The sequence below is a fragment of the Bradyrhizobium sp. USDA 4353 genome (genome assembly GCF_054063215.1).
Genome location: NZ_JBSSGB010000001.1, coordinates 5,245,228 through 5,263,488, shown reverse-complemented (window position 1 = coordinate 5,263,488; position 18,261 = coordinate 5,245,228). Strand labels below are relative to the sequence as shown.

The 18,261-nt window shown below is 65.8% G+C and carries 13 protein-coding genes; 8 read left to right on the top strand and 5 right to left on the bottom strand.

Annotation, left to right across the window (positions count from 1 at the left end; translation table 11 throughout):
• Positions 1–396: 396 nt before the first annotated feature.
• The 5 genes from ACVILH_RS23740 to ACVILH_RS23720 all read left to right on the top strand — a co-directional run bounded on the left by ACVILH_RS23740 (position 397) and on the right by ACVILH_RS23720 (position 9,082).
• On the top strand, positions 397–2,238 hold the full coding sequence (locus ACVILH_RS23740; RefSeq protein ID WP_456715051.1) for a hypothetical protein: 1,842 nt from the start codon (positions 397–399) through the stop codon (positions 2,236–2,238).
• Between the two features lie 244 nt (positions 2,239–2,482).
• Positions 2,483–6,712 carry a sulfotransferase gene (locus tag ACVILH_RS23735; protein WP_456715050.1) on the top strand — a complete coding sequence of 1,410 codons (4,230 nt, stop codon included), beginning with the start codon at positions 2,483–2,485 and terminating at the stop codon, positions 6,710–6,712.
• Positions 6,713–7,352: 640 nt separating this feature from the next.
• Complete coding sequence (locus tag ACVILH_RS23730) at positions 7,353–7,946, top strand: formyltransferase family protein (RefSeq protein ID WP_456715049.1); 594 nt, start codon at positions 7,353–7,355, stop codon at positions 7,944–7,946.
• A gap of 295 nt (positions 7,947–8,241) precedes the next feature.
• Entirely contained in the window at positions 8,242–8,592 is a 351-nt protein-coding gene (locus ACVILH_RS23725) for a hypothetical protein (protein ID WP_456715048.1), read from the top strand.
• A gap of 37 nt (positions 8,593–8,629) precedes the next feature.
• Complete coding sequence (locus ACVILH_RS23720) at positions 8,630–9,082, top strand: hypothetical protein (RefSeq protein ID WP_456715047.1); 453 nt, start codon at positions 8,630–8,632, stop codon at positions 9,080–9,082.
• 7 nt (positions 9,083–9,089) lie between these two features.
• Here ACVILH_RS23720 and ACVILH_RS23715 read toward each other — a convergent pair whose 3' ends face one another.
• Positions 9,090–9,317 (bottom strand): hypothetical protein, encoded by a 228-nt coding sequence (locus ACVILH_RS23715; RefSeq protein ID WP_456715046.1) that lies wholly within the window; start codon positions 9,315–9,317, stop codon positions 9,090–9,092.
• 218 nt (positions 9,318–9,535) lie between these two features.
• Here ACVILH_RS23715 and ACVILH_RS23710 point away from each other — a divergent pair, with 218 nt between their 5' ends.
• The 3 genes from ACVILH_RS23710 to ACVILH_RS23700 all read left to right on the top strand — a co-directional run bounded on the left by ACVILH_RS23710 (position 9,536) and on the right by ACVILH_RS23700 (position 13,685).
• Positions 9,536–10,426, top strand: a complete 891-nt coding sequence (locus tag ACVILH_RS23710) for a DMT family transporter (protein ID WP_456715045.1) — start codon at positions 9,536–9,538, stop codon at positions 10,424–10,426.
• A gap of 214 nt (positions 10,427–10,640) precedes the next feature.
• Positions 10,641–12,101: a caspase family protein gene (locus ACVILH_RS23705; RefSeq protein ID WP_456715044.1), complete on the top strand. Its 1,461-nt coding sequence runs from the start codon at positions 10,641–10,643 to the stop codon at positions 12,099–12,101.
• A gap of 165 nt (positions 12,102–12,266) precedes the next feature.
• A complete protein-coding gene (locus ACVILH_RS23700; protein WP_456715043.1) occupies positions 12,267–13,685 on the top strand; it encodes a caspase family protein in 1,419 nt (472 codons plus the stop codon).
• Between the two features lie 54 nt (positions 13,686–13,739).
• On the opposite strand, the gene ACVILH_RS23695 is transcribed toward ACVILH_RS23700, so the two are convergent.
• Genes ACVILH_RS23695 through ACVILH_RS23680 form a run of 4 tightly spaced genes read right to left on the bottom strand, consistent with a single transcriptional unit; the run spans position 13,740 to position 18,228 of the window.
• Positions 13,740–15,599 (bottom strand): hybrid sensor histidine kinase/response regulator, encoded by a 1,860-nt coding sequence (locus ACVILH_RS23695; protein WP_456715042.1) that lies wholly within the window; start codon positions 15,597–15,599, stop codon positions 13,740–13,742.
• Complete coding sequence (gene kaiC, locus ACVILH_RS23690) at positions 15,553–17,082, bottom strand: circadian clock protein KaiC (protein ID WP_456715041.1); 1,530 nt, start codon at positions 17,080–17,082, stop codon at positions 15,553–15,555. Before kaiC ends, ACVILH_RS23695 begins: the two co-directional genes overlap by 47 nt.
• Positions 17,075–17,392 (bottom strand): circadian clock KaiB family protein, encoded by a 318-nt coding sequence (locus tag ACVILH_RS23685; protein ID WP_456715040.1) that lies wholly within the window; start codon positions 17,390–17,392, stop codon positions 17,075–17,077. The genes kaiC and ACVILH_RS23685 overlap by 8 nt, the downstream gene beginning before the upstream one ends.
• Positions 17,389–18,228: a response regulator gene (locus tag ACVILH_RS23680; RefSeq protein ID WP_456715039.1), complete on the bottom strand. Its 840-nt coding sequence runs from the start codon at positions 18,226–18,228 to the stop codon at positions 17,389–17,391. Before ACVILH_RS23680 ends, ACVILH_RS23685 begins: the two co-directional genes overlap by 4 nt.
• Positions 18,229–18,261 lie beyond the last annotated feature (33 nt).

Below are 18,261 nucleotides of genomic sequence, written 5' to 3'. Positions count from 1 at the left end.
TCACGACACGCCTCCGGAGCGCTGGAAGTCTTCTAAGGTGAGGATCGGTCCGCGCTCCAACATCAGGGCAACTTCTTGTCGAGACCGTGCGTCGAGACGTCGCTCACTAACGAATGTTGCAAGGATGCCACGACAGAAATCAACGAGTTAGAATGTTTCTACACGTTGCCGTGCCCCGGCTGCGACACCAGGCGCATGCCCGAACAACATCATATTTGGGGACTCGGCGGCGCTTCTTTTGGCCCCATTGGAGCAAATAATTCCCAAGTGCTCTGAGGCTGCGACATTTCGCCCGCTCTGCGAGGGGTGAACGAGACGTCGCAGCCCGATCAACGCCCGCGTGCTGCCGAACCGCCAAGCAGCTGACGCCGGGTTGAAACTTGGGGAGATAATCTGATGGCAGCCAATACCTTCAACCCGACGGCGCTGGCGAATGGCACGTCCAACCTCTTGGTTCGCGCCTCGGCGCTCAACCTGTCGACCGACCTCGTGCAGGCCGGCGTCGTGTTCAACGATGCGGTTCGTATTTCCACCGGCCTGTTCTCGACGCCGCAGAACAGCGGCAACTCCAACCCGTTCCTCAGCAGCTACACCACCGACCTGCATGCCGTGCAGAACGACATCAACGCGATGCTGGCCAATCCCGGCCAGGTCACGCTCGGCGGCAAGGCGTTCACGCTCAACGCGACAGACACTGCGGTGCTGACGCAGGTCTCCAACGAGCTGACCACGCTGATCAATGCGGCGCCGAACACCACCAATCCCAACACGCTGGCCGAGGCCGACCAGACCATCCACAACGTGCAGCAGATGATCCTGCAGCAGATCCAGGGCGACGCGCATCTGTCGTCGGCGCTGAACAACGTTCAGTTCCTCGCCAACACCGGCGCGATGGACGTCGCCTTCCAGTCGCTGCCGGCCGGCAATGACAGCGCCGCGAATCTCGCGGCGGCGGCCGGCGGCGACCTGGCGGCGATCGGCCAGGTGATGAACGCGGTGGGCGATCTCGTGCTCGGTGGCATCAGCGCCAACAATCTCGGACAGGCCACGGCGGACTTCACGGCCGCCCAACAGGGCCTGAATGCGATCCTCAACGACCCCGCCAAGCTCGCCGCGCTCGAAGCCGGCCTGACCGCGGTGGATGCGCAGACCACGACGCTGCATCTGATGACGCTGGCGGGTCAGATCGGACTGCAGCTCAACAAGTACGACAGCCCGGAAACCCAGGCCAATCCGACCGCCCTGCGCGGCACCGCCGACAACATCCTCGACATGATCGATGTCTTCCAGAACGACGCGACCCTCAACAAGGCCGCGGGCGGCACCGGCATGCCCGGCCACTCAGGAGGCTGGTCGGAGATGCCGGGCGGCCTGACCGGCACGGTGACGCGTTTCCAGGACAACCAGGCGCAGACCAACTTCTGGGCATCGTTCCTCGCTGAAGCCAACACGCTCGGCAACAAGCTGATCGCGGTTGCCAACGGCACCGCGGCGGCAACCCAGGACATCATCACCCAGATCGCGAACTATCAGAACTTCGGCGTGCAGTTCAACAACGCCCAGGGCGCCGTCTTCCAGGGCCGCTTCGACAACGAGCTCGCCGCAGGCGCGCTGCAGTCCGACTCGGCCCTGGCCACCAAGGCGCTCATGGGCATCATGAACGGCGACACCGGCGCGGCACTCGCGACAGACCAGGCGATGCTGAAGGCGGCCGCAGCCAACTACATCGGCAACGCCGGCGACATCGCCGGCAACAACATCGCGATCGGCGGTTCGGACTACGTTGCGTCGGCAACCTCCTTCGTGAAGGCCACCGCGGTCAACGGCATCGCCATGGGCACGGGTGCGCCGGCCGGCGCCACCCCGAATATTGCCAACGGCACCGGCGGCACGCCGGCCAGCACCACCACGCCGGGTGGCGGTGGGATGGCCGGCGGCGGTGCGGCTGGTGGAGGAGCTGCGGGCGGCGGCGCCGCGGGTGGCGGCGCTGCAGGCGGTGGCGCGACCGGAGGCGGAGCTGGAACGGGCAATGGCGGCGGTGCGGCTGGTGGCAACAACGGCGGCGCGGCCGGCGGCGGCAACAACACCGGCAACAACCAGACCAACACGACGCATCACTGCCACGGCCATCATCACAGCCACCACACCGCGGCAGCGGCAGCAGCCGGTACTGCGGCGGCGACCACCGCCGCGCCGGACATGTCCCACCACCACGCGATGCACCACATGTGGGCCTGATCTCGTCATCGCAGAGATCCCAAATGCTTGCCGGCACAGACACCGTCTGTGCCGGCTTGTTACGTTTCCGGAGAGAGCGTTCCTCCAGCACGCGCGGACCGGAAAGCCATCGGCTCGACATAGCACCGAGCGCCCGCTCGACCGGTTCGAGACCGTGGTTTCCGTTCGGCCCTGCATTAGCCTCCGTTTCGCTTCATTCCGCCCGGACAACAGTTTCGGTTGAACAGTCAGTCAGTTGTGATCCATGAACGAGCTCGCCGTCGCCGTCCGCCCTCGCCTCGTCTCCGCGCCGGCCAACGGCCGACAACCAACGCAAGCGCTCGACGAACGAGCCCTGCGCGTTGCCGAAGAGGCCTATCGCAAAGTGCTGGCCCTTCAGCCACGGCATTTCCGCACCCTCTGCAGCCTCGCGATGGTGCGCCTGCAGCTCGGGGATGCGCATGAGGCGCGGACGCTGCTGGATCAGGCTGCAGAGCAAGCCGGCGAATCCGCGGATCTTCATCTCTCGCTCGGCAAGACCTATGCAGGCCTGGGCGATCTCGCCAAGGCGAGCACGCATCTGCAGCGCGCCGTGGCGCTCGACTCCCGGTCGATCGAAGCGCGGCTTCTGCTCGGCAGCGTCCTGACGAGTCTCGGCGATCCCACCGGCGCTGTAAGTCATCTCGAGCTGGCGCTGGAGGAGCGTCCCAACGATGCCGATGCGCATCAGGCCCTGGGCTTCGCCTTGCAGCGACTCGGGCAATATGAGCGCGCGCTTTCGCATCACGAAGCCGCGCTGGCGGCGCGGCCGGAGTTCGCAGCAGCGGCCGGCAGTCTCGGTGACGCCTGCCGCATGCTCGGTCGGCTGGCCGAGGCCATCGCCCATTATCAGCGGGCGCTCGCGATCCAGCCGAATGCGCCGGTTGTGCTGCTGAACATCGGCGGCTGCCAGCAGGCGCTCGGCCAGCGCGATGCAGCCATTCGCACCTACCAGCAGGCGCTTGCCGTGAGCCCGCATCTCGCCGAGGCGCACTACAATCTCGGAAATCTTCATCTCGAAATGAACGGCTGGCCGGTCGCCATCTTCCATTATGAGCGCGCCATCGCCGAGCGGCCTGATTTCCCCGAGGCCTACAACAATCTCGCCAACGCTCTGCAATCGCGTGGCAGATCGGACGAGGCGCTCGCATGCTACAGCGAGGCGCTGCGCCGCCGTCCTGACTACGCTGCGGCCCATCGCAACCGCGCCGACACGCTGCGCAACATCAAGCGCTTCGAGGAGGCGATCGCGAGCTACCGCACCGCCCTCACCCATGATCCGCGCGATGCGGTCACGATCAACCATCTGGCGGGCGTGCTGATGATCCTGGGCCGCCTCGACGAGGCCGCGCGCGCCTACGAGTCGGCGCTTGCGATCAATCCGCGCAATGTCGGCGTTCACCTGAATTACAGCGTCGTCAAGCCGTTCACGGTCGACGACCAGCGCTGGGCTCCGCTCCTGGAGCTGGCGGCGAACTCCGAGACGCTGAGCGAGGACGCGCGCATTGCGCTGCACTTCACGCTTGGCCGCGCCTATGCCGACATCAAGGACGGCGAGCGCTCGCTGCTTCATCTCAACGCCGGCAACGGTCTCGAGCGGCGCCGCATCAACTACGACGAGAACCAGACGCTGCGTCAGATCGAGCGCATCCGCGCGGTGTTCTCGAAGGAGACGCTGCAGGCGCGCGCCGGGCACGGCGATCCGTCAGAGGCGCCGGTTTTCATCATCGGCATGCCGCGATCCGGCACCAGCCTGGTCGAGCAGATCCTGGCCAGCCATCCCGCCGTTCATGGCGCCGGTGAGGTGAACTATTTCGCTGCCGCCGCCGCGCTGTTCACCGATCGCGCCCGCGGCGAGTTTCCGGAGATGCTCGCCAAGCTGGCCGATGCCGACTTCGCCACCCTGGCCAAGGCGTATCTGGAGCGCTTCGCCGACCAGCCGCCGGATGCCAAGTGCATCGTCGACAAGATGCCATCGAACTTCCTGTTCGCGGGGCTCATCCATCTCGCGCTGCCGAATGCCCGCATCATTCATGTCCGGCGCAATCCGATCGACACCTGCCTGTCCTGCTACACGCAGCTATTTGCCGAGCCGCAACCGTTCGCCTACGACCTCGCGGAGCTGGGTCGCTATTTCAGGGCCTATGAGGGGCTGATGAGCCACTGGCGCGCAGTCCTGCCGCAGGGCGTCATGCTGGAAGTGTCCTACGAGGACGTGGTGCGCGATTTCGAGCCGCACGCCCGCAGGATCGTCGCCCATTGCGGGCTCGACTGGAACGATGCCTGCCTCTCCTTCCACGAGAACCAGCGCCCGGTGAACACGGCGAGCCTGGTCCAGGTGCGCAAGCCGCTGTTCAGCGGATCGGTCGGCCGCTGGCGGATGTATGGCGACCGGCTGAAGCCCCTGCTCGACGCACTCGGCAGCGAGGCCATCCGGCCGACGATTGCCGAGGCGATCGCCGGCGTGGCCCAGCCTCAGCCCGTCAATGTCGCGCCGCCGGTGGTCACGCCGACGACCGACTCGCGGCCGTTCGACGCCACGCGGCTGGCCTCGTTGCAGACGCTGGCGGACGGCGTCGTCGCCGTCGCAAAGAAGCTGCAGGGCCGTGGCGAGATCGATGATGCCGAGCAGATCTTCAAGCTGATCCTGGCCGGCCAGCCGACCAATTTCGATGCTCTCGTCGGCCTCGGCATGATCTCGACCACCGCCAACCGCCTCGACGAGGCCAAGGACTACTTCCAGCGCGCGGTCGCGGTGAACGACAAGTCTGCCGAGGCCCATGGCAGCATCGGCGCAGTCGAAGCCTCCTGGGGCCGCTACGATGCGGCGGTGCAGCACTACGAGACCGCCTTGTCGCTGTCGCCGAGCCATCCCGGCATCCTCTACGGCTTTGCGATGGTCCGGCAGAACCAGGGCCTGATCGACGAGGCGATGGTGCTGCTGCGCCGCGCCATCGACAACAAGCCGCAGCATCTCGATGCGCATTTTGCGCTCGGCAATATGCTGTATACGGCGGGCAAGGATATCGAGGCGGCGAAACACTACCTCAAGGTCCTCGACTTCAGCCCGGAGCACGCCGAGACCCACAACAACATCGCCAACGTGCTGCTGCGCCAGGGGCATCGCGAGCGTGCGATCGAGCACTACAAGCGCGCGATCGCGAGCCGGCCAGACTATGCCGACGCCTACGGCAATCTCGGCAACGCGTTTCTCGAGCTCAACCGGCTCGAGGAGTCGATCGAGCAGAACCTGCTGGCCATCAAGCTCAAGCCGGAGCGCTTCGGCTCCTACAATAATCTCGGCGTCGCCTATCAGGCGCTCGGGCGCTTCGACGAGGCGACCGCCGCGTTCCAGAAGGCGCTGGAGCTCGCGCCGGACGACGCGCCGATCCATCTCAATCTGGCGAACATGTCGAAGTTCAAGCCGGATGACAGCCGCCTGCCCGGCCTGCGAAATCTGATCGAACGCGTCGATCAGCTCGACCAGGAGAAGCAGATCGCGGCCCATTTCGCTTATGGCAAGGCGCTGTCGGACCTGAAGGACTACGACACCGCCTTCTCGCATCTGCACAAGGCCAACACCCTCAAGCGCCAGACCTTCGACTACGATTCCGAGCAGCGGCTCGCCATGATGCAGAACGTCGCCGCCCGCTTCACGCCCGAGTTCTTCCGCTCGGTGGCGGGACATGGTGACGAGTCCTGGGCTCCCATCTTCATCGTCGGCATGCCGCGCTCCGGGACGACCCTGATGGAGCAGGTGCTGGCGAGCCACTCCAAGGTGTTCGGAGCGGGCGAGCTCGAGACCTTCAAGGAGCTGGTCGGCGAATGCGCCAACCGGCAGAAGGTGGTCCCGAACTACCCGGATCTCATCATGCTGCTGCCGCCGGAGGAAATGACCAGGCTCGGCCAGGAGTACACCGCGCGCGTCCGCGTGCTGGCTCCGGAGGCCGAGCGCATCGTCGACAAGATGCCGCTCAATTTCCTGTTCGTCGGCCTGATCCATGCGGCGTTTCCGCGCGCCAGGATCATCAACACCAGGCGTGACCCGCTGGACAATTGCATCTCCTGCTATCAGCTGCTGTTCACCGGAGCCCAGCCCTTCGCCTACGACCTCACCGAGCTCGGCCACTACTACCGGGGCTATGAGGGCGTGATGGAGCATTGGCACAAGGTGCTGCCGCCGGGCGTCCTGATCGACGTGCAATACGAGGACATGGTCGACGACCTCGAAGGCGTCGCACGCGGCGTGCTCGACCATTGCGGACTGGACTGGGAGGATGCCTGCCTCGACTTCCACCGCACCGAGCGCATGGTGCGCACCGCGAGCCTGATGCAGGTGCGCGAGCCGATCTACCGTCGCGCGATCGGAAGCTGGCGCCGCTACGAGACGCATCTCGGACCGCTGTGCGAGGCGCTCGGCATCGCCTACCCGCCTCCGCCGGCAGAACCGAACTGACCGCCGGCAAATAACCGGGTGCTGTTGCCCAGGGATCGGTGACAGGCGCGGCACCCGGCTATCCGGCCGCGCGGCGGAGCGGCATGCATAGTGTGCGCGCCGGGCTTTAAGAAATTATCATCGTCATATGCCGGCGCGTCGATTTTCCGACGCACGGGCGTAACTAATTACACAATCAAAGGTTGATTCGCGGTTGCACACGATTTTCCTGCGGGAAAGACGTTCGTACAGCGACCATCGAAGCTGAACGCTAGGATGCTCGCTGCTCATGAGCTACTGATAGTTCAACTCGTTAGTTGCGGGCGTTCGAGGGGCAGACGGCTGCGGCCTCCAGCAGGAGCGGCTCCGCGGCATCTGATTTGAGCAAGCCGGCAGCCTGCCCATCAATGGTCAGGGAACCCAAAGGAGATTCCCAGCCGCGCCCGCAGCGAAGCCTCCGGGGCGGCTGCCACGCAAGAGGTCTCGGCCAGTCCAGTCCCCTGGAAGAGCGACACGGGCGGTGGGGCGGGCGGAGCCGGATTGTGGTGAAGCTGCAGCAGGCGCTTGACCTGAACGCGAAGGCTTGGTTTGACCCCAGAGGACCGGCGCGGAAAGCCGTACCGGTGCACGTCCCCGCCCCAACCATGGAAGATCCCGAACCATGCGCATCACCCTCGTCGGCTCCCGCCATTTCGGTGTCGCCACACTGAACATGCTGCGCGAGAGAGGCATCGAGATCGCACGCGTGGTCGTGCATGACGGCGAGGACCGGCTTGCCGCGGCGGCGCGCGCGGCCGGGATCGAGGTCGTGGTGCAGGCCGATCCCAAGGTCGTGCCGGCCAGCGAGATCGCCCCTGGCACCGACCTGATCGTGACCGCGCATAGCCACGCCCGCGTCACCCAGGAGGCCGTTGCCGCCGCCAAGCTCGGCGGCATCGGCTACCATCCCTCGCTGCTGCCGCGTCACCGCGGCATCGCTGCGGTGGAATGGACCATCAAGGAGGGGGATCCGGTCGCCGGCGGCACGATCTATCACCTCGCCGAGCGGATGGACGCCGGCGCCATCGCCGCGCAGGACTGGTGCTTCGTCCGGAAGGGCGAGACCGCCCGCGAATTGTGGGAGCGCGCGCTGGCGCCGCTCGGCCTCAAGCTGCTCGGCGACGTCGTCGAATCAGCCAAGGCGACCGGCAGCATTCCAGCCAAGCCCCAGGACGAGCAGTTCGCGACCAAGGCGCCCAGCATCACGCCGCATTGAGCGCCGTCGTCGTTCGCGGGACCAGGAAGACATCGCCAACACCGCAGGTCCGCCGAAGCGGTTCACGGCGAACATCGGTGCAGTCAACGCAAGGCTGTGGCTGCCATCTGCTCATGTTGTGCGCGAAGGCGCAGTTTGCCCACAATGCCGCCCGAATGCCTCCAAAGCGGGTTTCGCGTTAATCCTTAACGAACTGAAACTGCTCAATAAAATTTGGTTGCGGCACTGCGGCAAATTTTCGTCACAATTCGTCCAAATAAGCTGACCTCATCAACGATATTGAGGGACAAGATTCATGCGTCTCGACCGCATTGGAATGGCTTTCGCCGCGTCGATCCTGGTGGGCAGCTCGGCCGCCCCCGCATTCGCCCAGTCGCCTTATGACGGCCAGTGGCAGGTCACCATCGTCACCAGCAGCGGGAGCTGCGAGCCCACGGCCAGCTCGACCCTGACGGTTGCAGACGGTAGGATTTCCGCGGCTGGCGCCAACGTATCGGGGTCGATCGGGCGCGAAGGCCTCGTGAAGGTCTCGATCAATGGCGCATACGCAAATGGGCAGCTCAGCGGAAATTCTGGCTCGGGCAAGTGGAACGGAGCCTCGGCAGGCATTCCGTGCAGCGGTCGCTGGCAGGCCTCGCGCCTGTAACGGCGTCGGCACTCTACAACACGTCACGCGGCGGCTCATGGCCGCCGTCGTCGTTTTGGCCGCCGGTATCGCGGCATCGCCGGGACGCGCCGATCCCGGCCCGTTCACCGGCATGGCCGGAAACTGGGGCGGCGGCGGCACTGTCGCCCTCGAGGACGGCTCGACCGAACGAATCCGCTGCCGGGCGAATTACGGCGTCTCCGGACCGCGCAAGACCCTTGTGCTCACCTGCGCGAGCGACGCCTACAAGTTCGGCCTCCAGGCCGAGGTGATCGCCGAAGGCTCCGCCATCTCGGGCACTTGGACCGAGACCAGCCGCGGCGTCAGCGGCGTGCTGCAGGGGCGTGGCGGCGGCGGCAATTTCCAACTGGCCGCGTCGACCGCCGGCTTCAACGCCAACATCGCGCTGGCCACCCGCGGCAACAAGCAAACGGTGTCGATCCGCGCCGACAGCCAGTTCCGCGCAGCGAACATCTCGCTATCGCGGTGATAGGCGCTCAGGCGCGCTTGATTCCCGGCGCCGGAGCTCCTGCCGGGGCCGGCGCCAGCTGCGCCGCGGTGCGCTTGATGGTCTTGGCAACCAGCAGCGCCTGCTCGCGGGTCATGGCGAAATCCTGCACGCCCTTATGCGTAGTCAGCGACAGCACCATCAGGTGAGGCTCGCGCTCCGGCCAGCCGGTGGCGAAGGCGGTCAGGAAGTCGGCTGAGGCGGCACGTTCAGTCATGTGTCAAAGCTGCCCTTGGCTGTTTCGCGTTGGCTGTTTCGCGTTGGCTGTTTCGCGGCGGTCGCTTTAGGACGAAACGCCGTCACACTCCACGCTTTTCTCAACAGCGTCGTCCGTCGGCCAGGCCCCCCGCTGATGCACTGCACCGTTGATTTCATTTGCAAAGCTGTGCACGCGAGGTGATACAGCCGCTCCCGCCGCCTCGCCTCTCCTGCTGCATGACCCGCCCTGCTTCGAAATTGATGGCCGCGCTGTGGATGACGGGCTGGCTCAGCCTGATGCTGGTCATGGCGGTTGCCGGTCGCGAGGCCATGCGCGAGCTCAATGTGTTCGAGCTGATGGAGCTGCGCTGCCTGCTCGGCCTCGTGATGCTGTCGCCGGTCATTGCGCTGAGCGGCGGCTTTGCCACCTTGCGCACGACACGGCTCAAGCTGCACGCCGCTCGCAACCTGATCCACTATGGCGCGCAGCTCGGCTGGTTCTTGGCGCTGACGCTGATCCCGATCAGCCAGGTCGTTGCGATCGAGTTCACGATGCCGATCTGGACCGCCCTGCTGGCGGCCACCTTCCTCGGCGAGCGCATCACCCTGTTCAAGCTCGCGGCGATCGTTCTCGGCCTCGTCGGCGTCGTGGTGATCGTGCGGCCGGACACCGGCGCGATCGATCCGGGCCAGCTGATCGCGCTCGCCGCCGCCGTCGGCTTCGGCATCTCGGTCGCGCTGGTCAAGCTCCTGACGCGCACCGAGCCGACCGTCTCGATCATTTTCTGGATGCTGACGGTGCAGGCGGTCGCCGGGCTGGCTCCGACGCTGCTGCTGTGGTCGTGGCCCTCGGCCACGGCCTGGGGCTGGATCGTGCTGGTGGCCCTCTGCGGCACCTTCTCGCATTTCTGCATGGCGCGCGCGTTGCTCTATGCCGACGCCACCATCGTGATCCCGATGGACTTCCTACGCGTGCCGCTGACCGCCACGGTCGGCTGGCTGGTGTATTCGGAGCGGCTCGACGGCTTCACCGTGCTGGGCGCCGTACTGATTCTCGCCGGTAATCTGTTGAACCTGCGCCCGCCCCAGCCGCAGCGGGTCGCCGTCAGCACCTCGGCTCAGGGCTAACCTGGACCTTGTTCGGGGGCCGCGCCGTCCTGCTGGTCTGTGACATCTCTCACGGAAACCCCTGGCATACACGCGATCGACGTTGGATGCGCGCAACACTCGCGGTTTGATTTGTGGCAAAAGCGAGATTTTTTCTTCCGGAACAAGACTTTTCGGCCCGAACGACGACAAATGCTGCAGTGACCGCTTCGCTTGATCGTTGGGGGATCTCCTGATGCGCTTTTTCACCATCACCCTGTCGCTGCTCTGCATGGTGCTGACGGCTGGAGCCGCCAAGGCCGACCGGCGCGTCGCCTTCGTCGTCGGCAACGGCGCCTATAAGAGCGTGGCCCAGTTGCCGAACCCGCCGGTCGACGCGAAGGCGATGGCGGCGACCTTGCGCAATGTCGGCTTCGACGTCGTCGAGGGCACCAATCTCACGCGCGACAAGATGACCGAGAAGCTGCTCGACTTCGGTCGCAAGGCGCAGGGCGCCGATATCGCCGTGTTCTACTATGCCGGCCACGGCATCGCGATCGCCGGCACCAACTATCTGCTGCCGGTCGACGCCGATCTGAAATCCGAGATGGACGTCAAGCTGGGCTCGGCGATCAACATCGACGTCACGCTCGACCAGACCATGGGCGATGCCAAGGTCAAGCTGGTGTTCCTCGACGCCTGCCGCGACAACCCGTTCGCCGCCAAGATCAAGTCGAACTCGCCGACTCGCAGCGTGTCGGTGCAAAGGGGTCTGGCCGAGATGAAGTCCGGCGAAGGCACCCTGATCGCGTTCGCGACCGGTCCCGGTCAGACCGCGCTCGATGGTGACGCCGGCGCCAACAGCCCGTTCACCCGCGCGCTGATCTCGCACATCGCCCAGCCCGGCGTGGAGATCCAGCAGGCGATGACCTCGGTGCGCGCCCAGGTCAATGAGGAGACCAACAAGGGCCAGCTGCCCTGGGGTCACACCAACCTGATCGGCGCCGTCTATCTCAATCCCGCGGCCGCGCCCGCGACGACCGCTGCAATCGCCGGCACGACGCCGGCCGCTGCCGCGACGAGCCCGACGGCCGCGGAGGCGGAGCTCGAGTTCTGGCGCTCGGTGAAGGACTCAAACAAGCCCGAGGAGCTCAACGCTTATCTCTCGACCTACCCGAACGGTCAGTTCAAGTCGCTGGCAATGGCGCGCATCGCCTCGATCGAGACCGGCGCCGTCAACACCGCGACCCGCAACGTCGCCAAGGGCGTCGATCCCTTGACCTACACCGAGGAAGGCACCCAGGTCAGCGAGGACCAGATCGGCCTCGACAAGACCAAGCGCCGCGACGTGCAGCGCCGCCTGACCGGTCTCGGCTTCGACACCAAGATGACCGGCGTGTTCGACGACGAGACCCGCGGCGTGATGAAGCGCTGGCAGGCCGCGCGCGGCTATCCGTCGACCGGCTTCCTCACCAAGCTGCAGCACAAGGCGCTGCTGGCAGAGCCGCAGCCGGCGCCGGCCACCGCCGCGGTGGGCGACGAGGCCAAGCCGCGCCGGCCCAAGCCGGCGGGCAACGTTGCCGCGGGCAACCCGCCGCCGCAGGGCGCGCCGGTCTATCGCAACCCGCCGCCGCAGGACAACGCCGGCAATGCCGCCGGCGCCGCCTTCATCGGCGGCATGATGGGCGGCGTGCTCGGCAGCGCGCTGCGCCGCTGACCACGGATTCATTCGAAGAGGCTCAGCCCGCGCCGCAAGGCGCGGGCTTTTGTTTGCTGCACGGGTTGCGCAACCGCTGATTTGACTTGGGCCAATCACGGCTTTTTGGTGTAGACATGGCGGCGAATTTCAGTCGCTCATGCTGCTTTGGCCAGGGGATTTCAGATGCGGGGGATCAGCCTTATTCCGGCGCTCGTGGTGGCGTTCGTCATGTCCGCGCTGGCGACCGATACCGCCCTGGCCGACCGGCGCGTCGCCTTCGTGGTCGGGAACGGCGCTTACAAGAACGTGGCCCAGCTCCCCAACCCGCCGGTCGATGCCGGCGCGATGGCGGTCACCTTGCGCAATGTCGGCTTCGACGTCGTCGAGGGCACCAACCTCAATCGCGAGCAGATGACCGAGAAGCTGCTGGAGTTCGGCCGGCGCAGCCAGGGGGCCGACGTCGCCGTGTTCTATTATGCCGGCCACGGCATCGCGATCTCCGGGACCAATTACCTGCTGCCGATCGACGCCGACATCAAGTCGGAGATGGACGCCAAGCTCGGCGCCGCCATCAATGTCGACGTCACGCTCGAGCAGACGCTGGCGGATGCCAAGGTGAAGCTGGTGTTCCTCGATGCCTGCCGCGACAATCCGTTCGCCGCCAAGATCAGGTCGACGGCCTCGACCCGCAGCGTCGCGGTGCAGACCGGGCTTGCCGAGATGAAATCAGGCGAAGGCACCCTGATCGCGTTTGCCACCGGCCCCGGCCAGACGGCGCTCGACGGCGAGGCCGGCACCAACAGCCCGTTCACGCGCGCTTTGATCGCGCACATCACCAAGCCGGGCGTCGAGATCCAGCAGGCGATGACCTCTGTCCGCGCCCAGGTCAACGAGGAGACCGGCAAGGGCCAGCTGCCCTGGGGCCATACCAATTTGATCGGGGCCGTCTATCTCAACCCGGCGGCGGGCATGGCGGCAACAGGCGCCGGTCCGACGGTCGTTGCAGCCGTGCAGCCCGCGAGCGACGTCGAGTTGGAGTTCTGGCGCTCGGTGAAGGACTCCAACAAGGCCGAGGAGCTCAAGGCCTATCTCACCAACTATCCCAACGGCCAGTTCAGGTCGCTGGCGCTGGCGCGAGTCGCCTCTCTGGAGAATGGCCCGTCCACCACGACGCGCAACCTCACCACGGGGGTCGATCCCGCGACCTTCACCGAACAGGGCACGCAGATCACCGAAGACCAGATCGGTCTCGACAAGGGCCTGCGCCGCGACGTGCAGCGCCGCCTCACCGGGCTCGGCTTCGACACCAAGGCGACCGGCAAGTTCGACGAGCCGACCCGCGCCGTGCTCAAGCGCTGGCAGGCCGCCCGCGGCTATCCGTCGAGCGGCTATCTGACCAAGCTGCAGCACAAGGCCCTGCTCGCGGAGATCATCCCGGCCGCGGCAACCGCCAGCGCCAGCGACGAGGCCCGCCCCGCCCGCCGTGCGCAACGCAGCAGCGGCGGCGGTGGCGGCGGCTATCACCGCACCGGCCCGGACGCCGGCGCAGCCTTCATCGGCGGCGTGATGGGCGGAATGCTGGGCGGCGCCTTCCGCCGCTGATCGCAGCCTCTGCAAGGCGTGGACATCGGGAGACGCGTCGCCCGGCGGCGCGTATCAGTCGGCCTCGGCCCCCCGTTTGCGTTCGATGGCGTCGCCGACGAAGGCCAGCAGCTCCTCGCGCTTGAACGGCTTCATGATCGTCCGCCGGCCGCCGATCCGGTGCTCGCCGGAATCGCCGATGATGGGATCGTTCGAATAGCCGGTCATGAACAGCACCGGCAGCTCGGGATGCGAGACGGCCAACTGCCGCGCGAGCTCCGGCCCGCTGAGCTGCGGCATCACGACGTCGCTGAGAACCAGATCCACCACGGCCGTCTGATCGCGCAGGAAGCGAAGCGCCTCCTCGCCATTGCCCACGGGCTCGACCGCGTAGCCGGCGCGCTGCAGCATCGCGGCGGTTGCGCGTTGGGCAAGCGAATTGTCCTCGACCAGCAGGATGCGCTCGCCGCCACTGGCTTCGTGAGCGCGAGGAGCCGCCACGGCCTCCGTTGGGAGCGCCTTGTCCGCGCGTGGCAGCAGCACGACGAAGCTCGTTCCCTCGCCGATCGCGCTCTTGACGGCGATGCTGCCTCCGGCCTGCTTCACGATGCCATAGCACGTCGCAAGCCCAAGGCCGGTGCCGCCGCCGCGCACCTTGGTCGTGAAGAACGGATCGAAGATGCGCTGCAGATCGTCGGGAGGAATGCCGGTCCCGGTATCGCTCACGGTCATCGTGACGTAGTCGCCCGGCTCGATGCCCTCGTCACTGCGCTCGATCGTGCTGTTGGCCACCATGATGGAGAGCTGCCCGCCTGATGGCATCGCATCGCGGGCATTGAGCGCGAGGTTCATGATCAATTGCTCGATCTGCACCCGGTCCGCGATCACCGGCCAGATCTGCTCCTCGACGTCGGTGTTGATCTCGATGTTGCTCGGCAGCAGCCGGCGAAACATCTTCTGCAGGTCCCTCAAGGTGGAGCCGAGATCGAGCGAGGCGAGCGTCGCCGGCTGCTTGCGTGAGAAGGCCAGCAATTGCCGCGTCAGGTCCCGCCCACGATCGACCGCCTTGATCAGCTCCATGACATCCGGCAGGCGCGGATCGTCGCCTTGGCATTCCTCACGCAGCATCTCGGCATAGACCATCATCACGACGAGAAGGTTGTTGAAGTCGTGCGCGATCCCGCCGGCAAGCACCCCGACCGCCTCCATCTTCTGGGACTGACGGAGCTCCTCGTTCAGCCGCTTCTGCTCGGTCACGTCCTGAATGAGGAGAAGCTGGGCCGGCGCGCCCTCCCATTCGCAGCGCGACACGCGCAGCTCGCAGCGCCGGACGTCCTTGCCGCGATAGACCTCGATCTCCGAGATCTCGCCTTCGCCGACGGCGAAGCTCACCCGCTCGCCGATAAAGTCGTCGCGCGCCTTTCCGAACAGCTCATGGGCCGCCCGATTGACGAATGCGACCTCATTGTCCTGATTGGTGACGATCAATGCGTCCGGCACCGCTTCGAGCAATTGGCCGAAGTGACGATGACTTTCAGCCGACAATGCGCGCGCCGCGGACGCGCCGAGCAGCAGACCGAGCCCGGCTCCGTCGCGCGCATCCGCCGCGGCCTGGTTGAGCAGCACGACCGGGCTTGCGGAAGCCAGAGCGCATAGATCCTCCGGAATGGCGCCGGCGATCTGCGAGGACGCCAGGTTCATCAGGATGGTGTCATAGGAGGCCGTCTCGAGCCTGCGGCGCGCCTCCGCGATCGTCGCCACCCGGCTGAGGTCGATATCGGCGCTCTCCTCGCCCGCACCTCGTCCCGACGCCAGCGAGGGATCTGCGGACCCGCCACCGATCACCAGCACGCGATAGGGTGATGCGTCCATCTCGGATGTTCCTCGCCTAGAGCTCGCTTTTCGATCCGCCGAACATCTCGGCCAGATGCTCACGCTCGCGTGCAAACATGTAGGTGGGAGCCCCCGTCAGAATCCCGTGCACGTCGCGGAAGGTCGAGACCAGATGCATGCCGTGGCCGTCGATGACGTATTCGCGGATGTCCTTGTCGTGCTGCGTTCCGCGCATCTTCAGGATCGCCAGGCCGCGCCGCATCATGCCGTAGAGCTCGACGTAGCGCAGCAGCACGATCATGTCGGTGATGGTGGAGATATGAGTCTCGGTGATCGACTCGCCGCCCATCAGCATCGATGTCGTGTTGGTGAACAGCCCGGTGATTCCGACCTTCTTGATATGGCTCGTCAGCGCGATGACGAACTCCCGATAGGACTTCGGCGAGCCGGCGCGCTCGAACGCCGACAGACTGTCGACGGCAATCCGGCTCGGCTGGAATTGGTTGATCTCCCGCTGGATGTAGAGCAGGTGATCCTCGAGACCCATGGTCTCGGGGTATCTTGCGATGATGCGGAGAAGACCTTCCTTCTCCGCGGAATCGAAATCGACGTTCCAATTCGATGCATTGCGGGTCAACTGCTCCCGGCTCTCCTCCGCCGCGATCAGCAGCGCGCGCTCCCCGCGCTCGATGGCGGCCTTGAGATAGTGCGTCACCATCAGCGTCTTGCCGGTGCCGGTGGCTCCGCTCACCAGAATGATGGAATCGCGGTAGAAGCCGCCGCCGCACATCTGGTCGAGCTCGGGCACGCCGGAGGAGACCCGCAGATCGCTCGAGCGCTGCTTCAGCTCGATCGCCGAGAGCGGAATGATCGTGATGCCCTCGGCGTGATCGACCGTGAAGGGATACTCGCCCTTCTGGTGCGTGGCGCCGCGGAATTTCAGGATCTCGATGGTCCGCCGGCGCTTCTCGTGCTCGAGCCGGTTGCGCAGCACCAGGACATTGTCGGCCACGAACTCCTCGACGCCGAAGCGCGCCAGTCCGCCGTCCTCCTCGAGGCGTTCCATCGTGATGATCGTGGTCACGCCGAGCAGCCGCAGCGCGCTGGCGATCCGGTGCAGTTCTCGGCGCACCACATTGGCATCGGAGAACTGCGGAAACAGCGCGCCGACCGAATCCAGCACCACCCGCTTGGCATTGACCTTCCGGATCGCGTTCTCGATGCGGGCCATCAGCGCCGAGAGATCGTAGCTGCCCGCCTCGACCATCTCCTCGCCCTGCTCCGGCGTGGCATCGATGATCGCGATCTGGCCGTTGCGGTTCATGGCTTCGAAATCCCAGCCGAACGAAGCGACGTTGCGCATCAGATCGTTCGGTGCCTCCTCGAACGTGACGCAGACACCGTGCTCGGCGGAGGCCTGCACGCCCATGACGAGAAACTGCAGCGCCAGCACGGTCTTTCCGCTGCCGGCCGTGCCGGAGACCAGCGTGCTTCGATTGAGTGGCAGGCCACCGTTCGAAATCTGATCGAAGCCGGCAATCCCCGTGCGCAGCTTGTCGAGTTCGAGAGCTCTCGTCTCACTCATTCCCGGACCCCTCCTCCTTTCCGGCGCGCACCATGGACGCACTCTGCGGAAACCCGAGTCCCAGCAGAACCTTCCTGGTGTCACTGAGATCGCCGATGATCTTTCGCACCGGGCCGGGATGCCGCTTCACCAGCGTGGGTGTCGCAACGATCTTCTCCTGCTCGGCGATCTCGGGATGTTCCAAGACATCGATGATGTCGATCTCGCAGGGCATGTTCAGCTCCTGCTGACAGATCCTGCGCAGGTTCTCCATCGCGCGCAGCGAATTCGATGTCTGGCCTGTAATGAACAATCCGAGTTGCAGGGTCATGCCCTGTCTCCCGGTGCAATGCGACGTCGATGCCCGAGCCGGTAATAGTCGACCAGAAGCCCCATCATCTCGAGCGCGAGCAGCCGGCCTTCGAACACCAGCGTGCTCGTCCGCTCGACCGTCGTCCCGCCGATCGCTCTTTCGAGCGCGAGAACGTGGAGATCGAGCAGGTCGCGCGGCCCGCCGCCCTCATCGCCGATCGCCGTCGCAATCTTCTCCATCATGGCGAGCGGCCGGGCGTGCGGCTCGCCGCGCGGGTCCTGATAGTCGAGGAACAGGCTCAGATATTGCTCCACGAGGCCGTTGAAGGCCTCGGGCCTGCGCTCCCTGACAGAGCCATGTCCGGCCAGATGCGCCGAGACGCTGGTGACCCGGCCGGCGGAGGACAGGTCGCGGTCGTTGGCCAGCGATCGCCTGTTGTCCTGGATGCGATCCTTGCGTCGCCGACCGGTCGCGGAGATCAGCGCGCGCGGCAACGTCGAAGGTTTGACATCGCCCTCAGGAAGGTAGTCACGCGCTCCCGCCTGCGCATAGGCCGCGGAGATTTCGGCGCTTGCCGGTCCGTTGATGACGACGATCGGAATGTCCTTCCCGACAGCTCTGAGATCACTCACTCTCGCGACGCTCTTGGCGTCCGAGCCGCTGACGTCCAGCACCACCACGTCGATCGGCTGCTGCGCCATGATGACCTGCGCGTCGGCCATTGTTGCAACGGACAACAACTCGCCGCCATCCATCATTGCGTGGCCGGTGATCGCATCCCGCACCACCTGTCCGCTCGCCGGACTCCTCTCGATGAGCAGCACACGAACCGGCGGCTCAGCTTCGGCGCTCATGAATCGCTCCCGGAGAGGCGTCGAAATCGCTCA

Bases quoted from the DNA above. Each gene is read 5' to 3' on its own strand.
- ACVILH_RS23740 (WP_456715051.1), top strand. From the start codon at position 397: ATGGCAGCCAATACCTTCAACCCGACGGCGCTGGCGAATGGCACGTCC.
- ACVILH_RS23735 (WP_456715050.1), top strand. From the start codon at position 2,483: ATGAACGAGCTCGCCGTCGCCGTCCGCCCTCGCCTCGTCTCCGCGCCG.
- ACVILH_RS23730 (WP_456715049.1), top strand. From the start codon at position 7,353: ATGCGCATCACCCTCGTCGGCTCCCGCCATTTCGGTGTCGCCACACTG.
- ACVILH_RS23725 (WP_456715048.1), top strand. From the start codon at position 8,242: ATGCGTCTCGACCGCATTGGAATGGCTTTCGCCGCGTCGATCCTGGTG.
- ACVILH_RS23720 (WP_456715047.1), top strand. From the start codon at position 8,630: ATGGCCGCCGTCGTCGTTTTGGCCGCCGGTATCGCGGCATCGCCGGGA.
- ACVILH_RS23715 (WP_456715046.1), bottom strand. From the start codon at position 9,317: ATGACTGAACGTGCCGCCTCAGCCGACTTCCTGACCGCCTTCGCCACC.
- ACVILH_RS23710 (WP_456715045.1), top strand. From the start codon at position 9,536: ATGACCCGCCCTGCTTCGAAATTGATGGCCGCGCTGTGGATGACGGGC.
- ACVILH_RS23705 (WP_456715044.1), top strand. From the start codon at position 10,641: ATGCGCTTTTTCACCATCACCCTGTCGCTGCTCTGCATGGTGCTGACG.
- ACVILH_RS23700 (WP_456715043.1), top strand. From the start codon at position 12,267: ATGCGGGGGATCAGCCTTATTCCGGCGCTCGTGGTGGCGTTCGTCATG.
- kaiC (WP_456715041.1), bottom strand. From the start codon at position 17,082: ATGAGTGAGACGAGAGCTCTCGAACTCGACAAGCTGCGCACGGGGATT.
- ACVILH_RS23685 (WP_456715040.1), bottom strand. From the start codon at position 17,392: ATGACCCTGCAACTCGGATTGTTCATTACAGGCCAGACATCGAATTCG.
- ACVILH_RS23680 (WP_456715039.1), bottom strand. From the start codon at position 18,228: ATGAGCGCCGAAGCTGAGCCGCCGGTTCGTGTGCTGCTCATCGAGAGG.